General features: G+C 71.3%; 11 protein-coding genes. All 11 read left to right on the forward strand.

Annotated elements, in window-relative coordinates; translation table 11 throughout:
• The 11 genes from ACGFS9_RS06450 (at position 1) to metK (ending at position 12,664) form a co-directional block, all read left to right on the forward strand.
• On the forward strand, positions 1 to 1,287 hold the full coding sequence (locus ACGFS9_RS06450; protein WP_393251169.1) for a dihydroorotase: 1,287 nt from the start codon (positions 1 to 3) through the stop codon (positions 1,285 to 1,287).
• On the forward strand, positions 1,284 to 1,850 hold the full coding sequence (locus ACGFS9_RS06455) for a hypothetical protein (protein WP_393251170.1): 567 nt from the start codon (positions 1,284 to 1,286) through the stop codon (positions 1,848 to 1,850). Before ACGFS9_RS06450 ends, ACGFS9_RS06455 begins: the two co-directional genes overlap by 4 nt.
• Complete coding sequence (gene carA / locus ACGFS9_RS06460; RefSeq protein WP_393251171.1) at positions 1,847 to 3,046, forward strand: glutamine-hydrolyzing carbamoyl-phosphate synthase small subunit; 1,200 nt, start codon at positions 1,847 to 1,849, stop codon at positions 3,044 to 3,046. Before ACGFS9_RS06455 ends, carA begins: the two co-directional genes overlap by 4 nt.
• Complete coding sequence (gene carB / locus ACGFS9_RS06465; RefSeq protein WP_393251172.1) at positions 3,039 to 6,347, forward strand: carbamoyl-phosphate synthase large subunit; 3,309 nt, start codon at positions 3,039 to 3,041, stop codon at positions 6,345 to 6,347. The genes carA and carB overlap by 8 nt, the downstream gene beginning before the upstream one ends.
• 90 nt (positions 6,348 to 6,437) lie before the next feature.
• Positions 6,438 to 7,544: a quinone-dependent dihydroorotate dehydrogenase gene (locus tag ACGFS9_RS06470; protein ID WP_393251173.1), complete on the forward strand. Its 1,107-nt coding sequence runs from the start codon at positions 6,438 to 6,440 to the stop codon at positions 7,542 to 7,544.
• A complete protein-coding gene (gene pyrF / locus ACGFS9_RS06475; RefSeq protein WP_393251174.1) occupies positions 7,541 to 8,383 on the forward strand; it encodes an orotidine-5'-phosphate decarboxylase in 843 nt (280 codons plus the stop codon). Before ACGFS9_RS06470 ends, pyrF begins: the two co-directional genes overlap by 4 nt.
• A gap of 274 nt (positions 8,384 to 8,657) precedes the next feature.
• Positions 8,658 to 8,981: an integration host factor gene (locus ACGFS9_RS06480; RefSeq protein WP_016638838.1), complete on the forward strand. Its 324-nt coding sequence runs from the start codon at positions 8,658 to 8,660 to the stop codon at positions 8,979 to 8,981.
• Positions 8,982 to 9,018: 37 nt separating this feature from the next.
• Positions 9,019 to 9,612 (forward strand): guanylate kinase, encoded by a 594-nt coding sequence (gmk, locus tag ACGFS9_RS06485; RefSeq protein ID WP_393251175.1) that lies wholly within the window; start codon positions 9,019 to 9,021, stop codon positions 9,610 to 9,612.
• 37 nt (positions 9,613 to 9,649) lie between these two features.
• Complete coding sequence (rpoZ, locus tag ACGFS9_RS06490; RefSeq protein WP_003982715.1) at positions 9,650 to 9,922, forward strand: DNA-directed RNA polymerase subunit omega; 273 nt, start codon at positions 9,650 to 9,652, stop codon at positions 9,920 to 9,922.
• A gap of 92 nt (positions 9,923 to 10,014) precedes the next feature.
• Complete coding sequence (gene coaBC / locus ACGFS9_RS06495) at positions 10,015 to 11,217, forward strand: bifunctional phosphopantothenoylcysteine decarboxylase/phosphopantothenate--cysteine ligase CoaBC (protein WP_393251176.1); 1,203 nt, start codon at positions 10,015 to 10,017, stop codon at positions 11,215 to 11,217.
• A 238-nt stretch (positions 11,218 to 11,455) separates the two neighbouring features.
• Positions 11,456 to 12,664 (forward strand): methionine adenosyltransferase, encoded by a 1,209-nt coding sequence (gene metK, locus ACGFS9_RS06500; RefSeq protein WP_393251177.1) that lies wholly within the window; start codon positions 11,456 to 11,458, stop codon positions 12,662 to 12,664.
• Positions 12,665 to 12,777: the final 113 nt, after the last annotated feature.

Consider the following 12,777-nt stretch of genomic DNA (forward strand, 5'->3'; position numbering starts at 1 on the left):
ATGAGCAAGATCCTGATCCGTGGTGCGAAGGTGCTCGGCGGCGAGCCCCAGGACGTCCTGATCGACGGCGACACGATCGCCGCGGTCGGCACCGGCCTGGCGGCGGAGGGCGCCGAGGTCGTCGAGGCCGACGGCAAGGTGCTCCTGCCGGGCCTGGTCGACCTGCACACCCACCTGCGCGAGCCCGGCCGCGAGGACTCCGAGACCGTCCTGACCGGCACCCGCGCGGCGGCCGCCGGCGGCTTCACGGCCGTGTTCGCCATGGCCAACACCTTCCCCGTCGCCGACACCGCCGGCGTGGTCGAGCAGGTCTACCGCCTCGGCCGGCAGCACGGCTACTGCGACGTCCAGCCCATCGGCGCCGTCACCGTCGGCCTGGAAGGCGCCAAGCTCGCCGAGCTGGGCGCCATGCACGAGTCCGCCGCCGGCGTCACCGTCTTCTCCGACGACGGCAAGTGCGTCCACGACGCCGTGATCATGCGCCGCGCCCTGGAGTACGTGAAGGCCTTCGGCGGCGTCGTCGCCCAGCACGCCCAGGAGCCCCGCCTCACCGAGGGCGCCCAGATGAACGAGGGCGTCGTCTCCGCCGAGCTGGGGCTCGGCGGCTGGCCGGCGGTCGCCGAGGAGTCGATCATCGCCCGCGACGTGCTGCTCGCCGAGCACGTGGGCTCGCGCGTGCACATCTGCCACCTGTCGACCGCCGGGTCCGTCGAGATCGTCCGCTGGGCCAAGTCCCGCGGCATCGACGTCACCGCCGAGGTCACCCCGCACCACCTCCTGCTCACCGACGAGCTGGTGCGCACCTACAACCCGGTGTTCAAGGTCAACCCGCCGCTGCGCACCGAGAAGGACGTCATGGCGCTGCGCGAGGCGCTCGCCGACGGCACGATCGACATCGTCGCCACCGACCACGCCCCGCACCCGCACGAGGACAAGGACTGCGAGTGGGCCGCCGCCGCCATGGGCATGGTGGGCCTGGAGACCGCGCTGTCCGTCGTCCAGCAGACGATGGTCGAGACCGGCCTGCTCGACTGGGCCGGCGTCGCCGACCGCATGTCGGCCAGGCCCGCGCTGATCGGCGGGGCCACGGGCCACGGCCGTCCCGTCTCGGAGGGTGAGCCCGCCAACCTCACCCTGGTCGACACCGCATACCGTGGGGACGTGGACCCCGCGGGCTTCGCCTCGCGCAGCCGCAACACCCCCTACGAGGGCCGTGAGCTGCCGGGCAGGGTCACCCACACCTGGCTGCGGGGCAAGGCCACCCTCGTCGACGGGAAGCTCGCGTGACACCTCTCCTGCCCCTGGCCGCCGAACAGAAGTCGGCGGAAGTGACCGACTGGGCCGCCCGCATCGGCTGGCTCGTCGGCATCGTCCTGTTCATCGCGCTCGTCTACTGGCTGATGCGCGAGGGCTGGAAGTGGCGCGGCACCCTCCAGGGCGACCTGCCCGAACTCCCCACCGCGCCGGACGACACCGGCCCGGTGAGACTGGGCATGAGCGGCCGCTACCACGGCTCCACCACCGCCGGGCAGTGGCTCGACCGGATCGTGGCGCACGGCCTCGGCACCCGCAGCCGGGCCGAGCTCACGCTCACGGACGCGGGACTGGACGTCGTACGCCCCGGCGCGCGCGACTTCTTCGTGCCGGCCTCGCAGCTGCGCGGGGCCCGTCTCGACAAGGGCATCGCGGGCAAGGTCCTCACCGAGGGCGGACTGCTCGTCGTCACCTGGCGGCACGGCGACCGGCTGATCGACTCCGGCTTCCGCTCGGATCGGGCCGACGAGCACGCGGCCTGGGCCGAGACCCTGAACACCATGATCGACACGACGGAAACGGAAGGCGCACGATGACGACCTCCACCCAGGGGAACGCCTCACCGAGGAAGAAGGCGCTTCCCGCCGTACTCGTCCTGGAGGACGGCCGCGTCTTCCGCGGCCGCTCCTACGGGGCCGTGGGGGAGACCTTCGGCGAGGCGGTGTTCTCCACCGGCATGACCGGCTACCAGGAGACCCTCACCGACCCGTCGTACCACCGCCAGGTCGTCGTGATGACCGCCCCGCACATCGGCAACACCGGCGTGAACGACGAGGACCCCGAGTCCCGGCGGATCTGGGTCTCCGGCTACGTGGTCCGCGACCCCGCGCGGATGCCCTCCAACTGGCGCTCGCGCCGCTCCCTCGACGAGGAACTGCGCACCCAGGGAGTCGTCGGCATCAGCGGCGTCGACACCCGCGCCCTCACCCGCCACCTGCGCGAGCGCGGCGCCATGCGCGTCGGCATCTTCTCCGGCAACGCCCTGCCGGACGAGGGCACCATGCTCGCCGAGGTGCGCCAGGCCCCCGAGATGAAGGGCGCGAACCTGGCCGCCGAGGTCGCCACCCGGGAGCCGTACGTCGTCCCGGCGATTGGCCCCGACGGCGAGGCCGTCCCCCTCGGCACGGCGAAGTTCACCGTCGCCGCCGTCGACCTGGGCATCAAGGGCATGACCCCGCACCGGATGGCCGAGCGCGGCATCGAGGTCCACGTGCTGCCCGCGACGGCCACCGCCGAGGACGTCTACGCCGTGAACCCCGACGGCGTCTTCTTCTCCAACGGCCCCGGCGACCCGGCGACCGCCGACGGCCCGGTGGCCGTGATGCGCGAGGTGCTCGCCCGCAGGACGCCGCTCTTCGGCATCTGCTTCGGCAACCAGATCCTCGGCCGCGCGCTCGGCTTCGGCACCTACAAACTGAAGTACGGCCACCGCGGCATCAACCAGCCGGTCCAGGACCGGACGACCGGCAAGGTCGAGGTCACCGCGCACAACCACGGCTTCGCCGTCGACGCCCCGCTCGACGCGGTGTCCGAGACCCCCTACGGCCGCGCCGAGGTCTCCCACGTCTGCCTCAACGACAACGTCGTGGAGGGCCTCCAGCTGCTCGACCAGCCGGCCTTCAGCGTCCAGTACCACCCCGAAGCCGCGGCAGGACCCCACGACGCCGCCTACCTGTTCGACCGCTTCACGTCTTTGATGGAAACAGCTCTGATGGAGGGCCAGCGTGCCTAAGCGCACCGATATCCAGTCCGTCCTGGTCATCGGCTCCGGCCCGATCGTCATCGGCCAGGCCGCGGAGTTCGACTACTCCGGCACCCAGGCGTGCCGCGTCCTGCGGGCCGAGGGCCTGCGCGTCGTCCTCGTCAACTCCAACCCCGCGACGATCATGACCGACCCGGAGATCGCCGACGCCACCTACGTCGAACCGATCACCCCCGAGTTCGTCGAGAAGATCATCGCCAAGGAGCGCCCCGACGTCCTGCTGCCGACCCTCGGCGGCCAGACGGCGCTGAACACCGCGATCTCCCTGCACGAGCAGGGGGTGCTGGAGAAGTACGGTGTCGAGCTGATCGGCGCCAACGTCGAGGCGATCAACAAGGGCGAGGACCGCGACCTCTTCAAGGGCGTCGTCGAGGCCGTCCGCCAGAAGATCGGGCACGGCGAGTCCGCCCGGTCCGTCATCTGCCACTCCATGGACGACGTCATCGCGGGCGTCGACACGCTCGGCGGCTACCCCGTGGTCGTCCGCCCCTCCTTCACCATGGGCGGCGCCGGCTCCGGCTTCGCCCACGACGAGGAGGAGCTGCGCCGCATCGCCGGCCAGGGCCTGACGCTCTCCCCGACCACCGAGGTGCTCCTGGAGGAGTCCATCCTCGGCTGGAAGGAGTACGAGCTGGAGCTGATGCGCGACAAGAACGACAACGTCGTGGTCGTCTGCTCCATCGAGAACTTCGACCCCATGGGCGTCCACACGGGCGACTCCATCACGGTCGCCCCGGCCATGACGCTGACCGACCGCGAGTACCAGCGGCTGCGCGACATCGGCATCGCGATCATCCGCGAGGTCGGCGTCGACACGGGTGGCTGCAACATCCAGTTCGCGGTCAATCCCGCGGACGGCCGGATCATCGTCATCGAGATGAACCCGCGCGTCTCGCGCTCCTCGGCGCTCGCCTCCAAGGCCACCGGCTTCCCGATCGCCAAGATCGCCGCCAAGCTGGCCGTCGGCTACACGCTCGACGAGATCCCCAACGACATCACCGAGAAGACCCCGGCGTCCTTCGAGCCCACCCTCGACTACGTCGTGGTGAAGGCCCCGCGTTTCGCCTTCGAGAAGTTCCCGTCCGCCGACTCCACCCTCACCACCACCATGAAGTCGGTCGGCGAGGCCATGGCGATCGGCCGCAACTTCACCGAGGCGCTCCAGAAGGCGCTGCGCTCGCTGGAGAAGCAGGGCAGCCGGTTCACCTTCGTCGGCGAGCCCGGCGACAAGGCCGAGCTGCTGCGGGAGGCCGTGCGGCCCACCGACGGCCGGATCAACGCCGTCATGCAGGCCATCCGCGCCGGCGCCACCCCCGAGGAGGTCTTCGACGCCACCAAGATCGACCCGTGGTTCGTCGACCAGCTGTTCCTGATCAAGGAGATCGCGGACGAGCTGGCCGCCGCCGACAAGCTCGGCCCCGAACTGCTGGCCGAGGCCAAGCGGCACGGCTTCTCCGACGGCCAGATCGCCGAGATCCGGGGCCTGCGCGAGGACGTCGTCCGCGAGGTGCGGCACGCGCTCGGGGTCCGCCCGGTCTACAAGACGGTCGACACCTGCGCCGCCGAGTTCGCCGCGAAGACGCCGTACTTCTACTCCTCCTACGACGAGGAGAGCGAGGTGGCGCCGCGCGAGAAGCCCGCGGTGATCATCCTGGGTTCCGGGCCCAACCGCATCGGCCAGGGCATCGAGTTCGACTACTCCTGCGTCCACGCCTCCTTCGCCCTGAGCGAGGCCGGCTACGAGACCGTGATGGTCAACTGCAACCCCGAGACGGTGTCCACGGACTACGACACCTCCGACCGCCTGTACTTCGAGCCGCTGACGCTCGAGGACGTCCTGGAGATCGTGCACGCCGAGACGCTCGCCGGCCCGGTCGCGGGCGTGGTCGTGCAACTCGGCGGCCAGACCCCGCTCGGCCTGTCGCAGGCCCTGAAGGACAACGGCGTGCCCGTCGTCGGCACCCCGCCGGAGGCGATCCACGCCGCCGAGGACCGCGGTGCCTTCGGCCGGGTGCTCGCCGAGGCCGGCCTGCCGGCCCCCAAGCACGGCACCGCCACCACCTTCGCCCAGGCCAAGGCCATCGCCGACGAGATCGGCTACCCGGTCCTCGTCCGCCCGTCCTACGTCCTCGGCGGCCGGGGCATGGAGATCGTCTACGACGAGGCCCGGCTGTCCGCCTACATCGCCGAGTCCACCGAGATCAGCCCCTCCCGGCCGGTCCTGGTCGACCGCTTCCTCGACGACGCGATCGAGATCGACGTCGACGCGCTGTACGACGGTGCCGAGCTGTACCTCGGCGGCGTCATGGAGCACATCGAGGAGGCCGGCATCCACTCCGGCGACTCGGCGTGCGCCCTCCCGCCGATCACCCTCGGCGGGTTCGACATCAAGCGGCTGCGCGCCTCGACGGAGGCCATCGCCAAGGGCGTCGGCGTCCGCGGCCTGATCAACATCCAGTTCGCGATGGCCGGGGACATCCTCTACGTCCTGGAGGCCAACCCGCGCGCCTCGCGCACCGTCCCCTTCACCTCGAAGGCGACCGCGGTGCCGCTCGCGAAGGCCGCCGCCCGCATCTCGCTGGGCGCGACCGTCGCCGAACTGCGCGCCGAGGGCCTGCTCCCGGCGGAGGGCGACGGCGGCACCCTGCCGCTGGACGCGCCGATCTCCGTCAAGGAGGCCGTCATGCCGTGGTCGCGCTTCCGCGACATCCACGGCCGCGGCGTCGACACGGTGCTCGGCCCGGAGATGCGCTCCACCGGCGAAGTCATGGGCATCGACTCGGTGTTCGGCACCGCGTACGCCAAGTCCCAGGCGGGCGCGTACGGTCCGCTGCCGACCAAGGGCCGCGCCTTCATCTCGGTCGCCAACCGCGACAAGCGCTCGATGATCTTCCCGGCGCGTGAACTGGTCGCCCACGGCTTCGAGTTGCTCGCGACCTCGGGCACCGCCGAGGTGCTCAAGCGCAACGGCATCAACGCCACCGTGGTGCGCAAGCAGAGCGAGGGCGTCGGCCCGAACGGCGAGAAGACCATCGTCCAGCTGATCCACGACGGCGAGGTCGACCTCATCGTCAACACCCCGTACGGCACCGGAGGCCGTCTCGACGGCTACGACATCCGCACCGCGGCCGTGGCCCGCGCCGTCCCCTGCCTGACGACGGTGCAGGCACTCGCCGCCGCCGTCCAGGGCATCGACGCGCTCAACCACGGCGACGTCGGCGTGCGTTCACTCCAGGAACACGCCGAGCATCTGACCGCCGCGCGCGAGTAGCAGCCAAGAGGGGGACACCGGACGGTGTCCCCCTCTTCATGAGCCCCCTTCCCGCCTGAGGCCCGCGCGGCCCTTCCGAGGACACGATTCATGTACAAGCTCTTCTTCGACCTCGTCTTCAAGCGGATGGACCCGGAGCGGGCCCATCACCTCGCCTTCCGCTGGATCCGGCTCACCGCCCGCGTGCCCGGCCTGCGCACCTTCGTCGCCGCCGCGCTCGCCCCCCGCCACAAGGAACTGCGGACCGAGGCGTTCGGCCTGCGCATGCACGGCCCCTTCGGGCTCGCCGCCGGCTTCGACAAGAACGCCGTGGCCATCGACGGCATGGCGATGCTCGGCTTCGACCACGTCGAGATCGGCACGGTCACCGGGGAGCCGCAGCCCGGCAACCCCGGCAAGCGGCTGTTCCGCCTGGTCCCGGACCGCGCGCTGATCAACCGCATGGGCTTCAACAACGAGGGCTCGGCGGCCGTGGCGGAGCGCCTCGCGGCCCGCACGCCCGTCTTCCGCACGGTCGTCGGCGTCAACATCGGCAAGACCAAGGTCGTCCCCGAGGAGGAGGCCGTCGGTGACTACGTGAAGTCCACCGAGCGGCTGGCGCGGCACGCCGACTACCTGGTGGTGAACGTCTCCTCACCGAACACGCCGGGCCTGCGCAACCTCCAGGCCACCGACGCGCTGCGCCCGCTGCTCGGCGCCGTGCGCGAGGCCGCCGACCGCTCGGTCGCCGGCCGTCGCGTCCCGCTCCTGGTCAAGATCGCGCCCGACCTCGCCGACGAGGACGTCGACGCGGTCGCCGACCTCGCCGTGGAACTCGGCCTGGACGGGATCATCGCGACGAACACCACCATCGCGCGCGAGGGCCTCGGCCTGCTGTCCGACCCCGCCCTGGTGGGGGAGACCGGCGGGCTGTCCGGCGCTCCGCTCACGGCCCGGTCGCTGGAGGTGCTGCGCCGCCTCTACGCGCGCGTGGGGGACCGCATCACCCTGGTGGGCGTCGGCGGCATCGAGAGCGCCGAGGACGCCTGGCAGCGCATCCTGGCCGGTGCCACGCTGGTCCAGGGCTACAGCGCCTTCGTCTACCAGGGCCCCTTCTGGGCCCGCGCCCTGCACAAGGGGCTCGCCGCCCGTCTGCGGACGAGCCCGTACGCCACCCTCGCCGACGCGGTCGGCGCCGACGTGAGGACGTCCCGATGAGCCTGGAACCCTTCGGCGCCCGCCTGCGCCGCGCCATGGACGACCGGGGCCCGCTGTGCGTGGGCATCGACCCGCACGCCTCGCTGCTGGCGGACTGGGGCCTGGCCGACGACGTCGCCGGACTGGAGCGCTTCAGCCGCACGGTCGTGGAGGCGCTCGCCGACCGCGTCGCCGTCCTGAAGCCGCAGAGCGCCTTCTTCGAGCGGTTCGGCTCGCGCGGGATCGCCGTCCTGGAGACGTCGGTCGCGGAGGCCCGTGCCGCCGGGGCCCTGGTGGTGATGGACGCCAAGCGCGGGGACATCGGCTCCACGATGTCCGCCTACGCGGAGACCTACCTGCGCAAGGACGCGCCCCTGTTCTCGGACGCGCTCACCGTCTCGCCCTACCTCGGCTACGGATCGCTGCGGCCCGCGGTCGAGCTGGCGCGCGAGTCCGGCGCCGGACTCTTCGTCCTCGCCCTCACGTCCAACCCGGAGGGCGGCGAGGTGCAGCACGCCCTGCGCGAGGACGGCCGCTCGGTCGGGGCGACGATGCTGGCGCACCTGGCGGTGGAGAACGCGGGCGAGACGCCACTCGGCTCCTTCGGCGCGGTCGTCGGCGCCACGCTGGGCGACCTGTCCGGCTACGACCTCGACATCAACGGCCCGCTCCTCGCCCCCGGCATCGGCGCCCAGGGCGCGGCGGCGGCCGACCTCGCGGGCGTCTTCGGCCCGGCGCTGCGCAACGTGGTCCCGAACGTGAGCCGGGGCGTGCTGCGGTTCGGCCCCGACGCCGGGGCCCTGCGCACCTCGGCGGACCGTTTCGCTGAGGAGATCAGGGCCGCCGTGAGCGCCGCCTGACGCCTTCGCCGCGCCGTGGAACGGGCCCGGACCGGGTCCGGGCGACGCGCCGGGCGCGAATACATTCCCAAATCCGGGGCATTATGTCGGGAATGTCGGGCTCCAGGGAGGCTGACCAGGACTTTTCCGCTGTTCTCGCTGACTCCGGCGCACTTGCCCGCTAGTCTCCGTCGAGAGAACGGGCAAGCGTGTTGCTCGTAACTCCCCAGGTGTGGGGCGACTAGGTTCCTCACCGGTCCGTATCCGACAGTTCGACATCCGAGGTGACGTAGGCGTGGCTCTTCCGCCCCTTACCCCTGAACAGCGCGCAGCCGCGCTCGAAAAGGCCGCCGCGGCTCGCCGGGAGCGGGCCGAGGTCAAGAATCGACTCAAGCACTCCGGTGCCTCGCTCCACGAGGTCATCAAGCAGGGCCAGGAGAACGACGTCATCGGCAAGATGAAGGTCTCCGCCCTGCTGGAGTCGCTGCCGGGCGTGGGCAAGGTCCGCGCCAAGCAGATCATGGAGCGACTCGGGATCTCCGAGAGCCGCCGTGTTCGCGGTCTCGGCTCGAACCAGATCGCCTCCTTGGAGCGCGAGTTCGGCGGTTCCGGCGCCTGAGTCCTGGGCACACCGGGATTGCTGGAATAATCGCCGCATGGCTGCAACACCCCGGGGGACGACCCCCGTACCCCCGGACGTACGTCCGCGGCTGACCGTGCTCTCCGGCCCCTCCGGGGTCGGCAAGAGCACGGTCGTCGCTCATATGCGCAAGGAACACCCCGAGGTCTGGCTCTCGGTGTCGGCGACGACCCGCAGGCCCCGCCCGGGTGAGAAGCACGGAGTCCACTACTTCTTCGTCACCGACGAGGAGATGGACAAGCTGATCGCCAACGGCGAGCTGCTGGAGTGGGCCGAGTTCGCCGGCAACCGCTATGGGACGCCGCGAGCCGCCGTCCTGGAGCACCTGGAGTCGGGTGTGCCCGTCCTGCTGGAGATCGACCTCCAGGGCGCGCGCCAGGTCCGCGAGTCGATGCCCGAGGCGCTGCTCGTGTTCCTGGCCCCACCCTCCTGGGAGGAGCTCGTGCGCCGGCTCACCGGCCGCGGCACCGAATCCCCCGAGGTGATCGAACGCCGTCTCGCGGCGGCGAAGATCGAACTGGCGGCCGAGCCGGAGTTCGACACCACCCTGGTCAACACCTCCGTCGAGGACGTGGCGCGCGAGCTGCTAGCCTTGATGGAAGTTGTTTGATCTTTCAGGTCAATTTCCACCTTTCGGAAGGCAGAGCGTGTCCTCTTCCATCACCGCTCCCGAGGGCATCATCAACCCTCCGATCGACGAGCTCCTCGAGGCCACCGACTCGAAGTACAGCCTGGTGATCTACGCGGCCAAGCGCGCCCGTCAGATCAACGCGTACTACTCGCAGCTCGGCGAGGGCCTCCTCGAGTACGTCGGTCCGCTCGTCGACACCCACGTCCACGAGAAGCCGCTGTCGATCGCCCTGCGCGAGATCAACGCGGGACTGCTGACGTCCGAGGCCGTCGAGGGCCCCGCCCAGTAGTCGTCCACCTCTGTCACCCCGGGCCCGGCGGCGCGACCGCCGGGCCCGTGGTGTGTCATGGACCTCTACGGTTCCGAGCGCGGGGAGAGACGGTGGACAAGCCGAGGGTCGTCCTGGGGGTCAGCGGTGGCATCGCCGCGTACAAGGCCTGTGAGCTGCTGCGACGGCTGACGGAATCGGGCCACGACGTGCGGGTCGTGCCCACCGCCTCCGCCCTGCACTTCGTCGGCGCCGCCACCTGGTCCGCGCTCTCGGGCCATCCCGTCTCCACCGAGGTCTGGTCCGACGTGCACGAGGTCCCGCACGTGCGCATCGGCCAGCGGGCCGACCTGGTGGTGGTGGCCCCCGCCACCGCCGACATGCTGGCCAAGGCGGCCCACGGCCTCGCCGACGACCTGCTCACCAACACCCTGCTCACCGCGCGCTGCCCGGTCGTCTTCGCGCCCGCCATGCACACCGAGATGTGGGAGCACCCCGCCACCCGGGAGAACGTGGCGACCCTGCGGCGCCGCGGCGCGATCGTCGTCGAGCCCGCCGTGGGCCGGCTGACCGGCGTCGACACCGGCAAGGGCCGGCTGCCCGACCCGGCGGAGATCTTCGAGGTGTGCCGCCGTGTGCTGGCCCGCGGAGCCACCGAGCCCGACCTCGCCGGACGGCACGTCGTCGTCAGCGCGGGCGGCACCCGGGAACCCCTCGACCCCGTCCGCTTCCTCGGCAACCGCTCCTCCGGCAAGCAGGGGTACGCCCTGGCCCGCACCGCCGCCGCCCGGGGCGCCCGGGTCACGCTGATCGCCGCGAACACCGCCCTGCCCGACCCGGCCGGGGTCGACGTGATCCCGGTCGGAACGGCCGTCCAGCTGCGCCAGGCGGTGCTCAAGGCCGCACCGGACGCCGACGCCGTGGTGATGGCGGCCGCCGTGGCGGACTTCCGCCCCGAGACCTACGCGGCCGGAAAGATCAAGAAGAAGGACGGACGGGAGCCGGAGCCGATCGTCCTCGTCCGCAATCCCGACGTCCTCGCCGAGATCTCCGCGAGCCGGGCGCGCGCCGGGCAGGTGGTCGTCGGTTTCGCGGCCGAGACGGACGACGTCCTGGCCAACGGACGGGCCAAGCTGGAGCGCAAGGGCTGCGATCTGCTCGTGGTGAACGAGGTCGGCGAGAGCCGCACGTTCGGCTCCGAGGAGAACGAGGCGGTGGTGCTCGGCTCCGACGGCAGCGAGACGACCGTGCCGTACGGGCCCAAGGAGGCCCTGGCCGACACCGTCTGGGACCTCGTGACACGCCGACTGGGGTGACGGTCTCGTCCGCCGGGCCGGAGGCCCCGGCACCGCGAAATCGCGCGTGGCGACCCTGGCGGACCGCCACGGCGATGACGCAGAATGCCCGTGCCGCAGGTCACAGGCTTCCCGAGAGGCGAGACGGTGATCCCACGGCCGAGCGCGACCGATAAACTGTTCTCGGACGACGCCGGGCGCAGCCCCCGACCCGTCCACCCATGATCAGCCAGCAGCCGCTGCAACCACAGGGAGCGTTGTGTCCCGTCGCCTGTTCACCTCGGAGTCCGTGACCGAGGGTCACCCCGACAAGATCGCTGACCAGATCAGCGACACCATTCTCGACGCGCTTCTGCGGGAGGACCCGACGTCCCGGGTCGCCGTGGAGACGCTCATCACCACCGGCCTGGTGCACGTGGCCGGAGAGGTCACGACCAAGGCGTACGCGCCGATCGCGCAGCTGGTCCGCGACAAGATCCTGGAGATCGGCTACGACTCGTCGAAGAAGGGCTTCGACGGGGCGTCCTGCGGCGTGTCGGTGTCGATCGGCTCCCAGTCCCCGGACATCGCGCAGGGTGTCGACACCGCGTACGAGAACCGGGTCGAGGGTGACGAGGACGAGCTCGACCGGCAGGGCGCGGGCGACCAGGGCCTGATGTTCGGCTACGCGACCGACGAGACCCCGAACCTGATGCCGCTCCCGATCCACCTCGCGCACCGGCTCTCCCGCCGGCTGTCCGAGGTCCGCAAGAACGGGACCATCCCCTACCTGCGCCCCGACGGCAAGACCCAGGTCACCATCGAGTACGACGGGGACAAGGCGGTCCGGCTGGACACGGTGGTGGTCTCCTCGCAGCACGCCTCGGACATCGACCTGGACTCGCTGCTCGCTCCCGACATCCGCGAGTTCGTGGTGGAGCCGGAGCTGAAGGCCCTCCTCGACGACGGCATCAAGCTGGACACCGACGGCTACCGCCTGCTGGTGAACCCGACCGGCCGCTTCGAGATCGGTGGCCCGATGGGCGACGCCGGGCTCACCGGCCGCAAGATCATCATCGACACGTACGGCGGCATGGCCCGGCACGGCGGCGGCGCCTTCTCGGGCAAGGACCCGTCCAAGGTGGACCGCTCCGCCGCCTACGCGATGCGCTGGGTCGCGAAGAACGTCGTCGCCGCGGGCCTGGCCTCGCGCTGCGAGGTCCAGGTCGCGTACGCGATCGGCAAGGCCGAGCCGGTCGGTCTGTTCGTCGAGACCTTCGGCACCGCCAAGGTGGACGCGGAGAAGATCGAGACCGCCATCTCCGAGGTCTTCGACCTCCGCCCGGCGGCGATCATCCGCGACCTCGACCTGCTGCGGCCGATCTACGCGCAGACGGCCGCCTATGGGCACTTCGGCCGTGAGCTGCCCGACTTCACCTGGGAGCGGACCGACCGTGTCGACGCGCTCCGCGCGGCGGTGGGCCTGTAGTCCCGCATCCCGCGACGCCCGATCCGGTCAGGCCCGGCACCCCACGGTGCCGGGCCTGACGGCTGCCCGGAGCCGATCGCCCGGAGCCCCGCGCAGGTCCGGCGGGGCGCCGG

It is taken from the genome of Streptomyces sp. NPDC048566 (assembly GCF_043199735.1).
Lineage (GTDB): Bacteria > Actinomycetota > Actinomycetes > Streptomycetales > Streptomycetaceae > Streptomyces.

What these genes read in the sequence shown, in the direction of transcription:
- ACGFS9_RS06450 (WP_393251169.1), top strand. Translation starts at nt 1, where the DNA reads ATGAGCAAGATCCTGATCCGTGGTGCGAAGGTGCTCGGCGGCGAGCCC.
- carA (WP_393251171.1), top strand. Translation starts at nt 1,847, where the DNA reads ATGACGACCTCCACCCAGGGGAACGCCTCACCGAGGAAGAAGGCGCTT.
- ACGFS9_RS06470 (WP_393251173.1), top strand. Translation starts at nt 6,438, where the DNA reads ATGTACAAGCTCTTCTTCGACCTCGTCTTCAAGCGGATGGACCCGGAG.
- pyrF (WP_393251174.1), top strand. Translation starts at nt 7,541, where the DNA reads ATGAGCCTGGAACCCTTCGGCGCCCGCCTGCGCCGCGCCATGGACGAC.
- gmk (WP_393251175.1), top strand. Translation starts at nt 9,019, where the DNA reads ATGGCTGCAACACCCCGGGGGACGACCCCCGTACCCCCGGACGTACGT.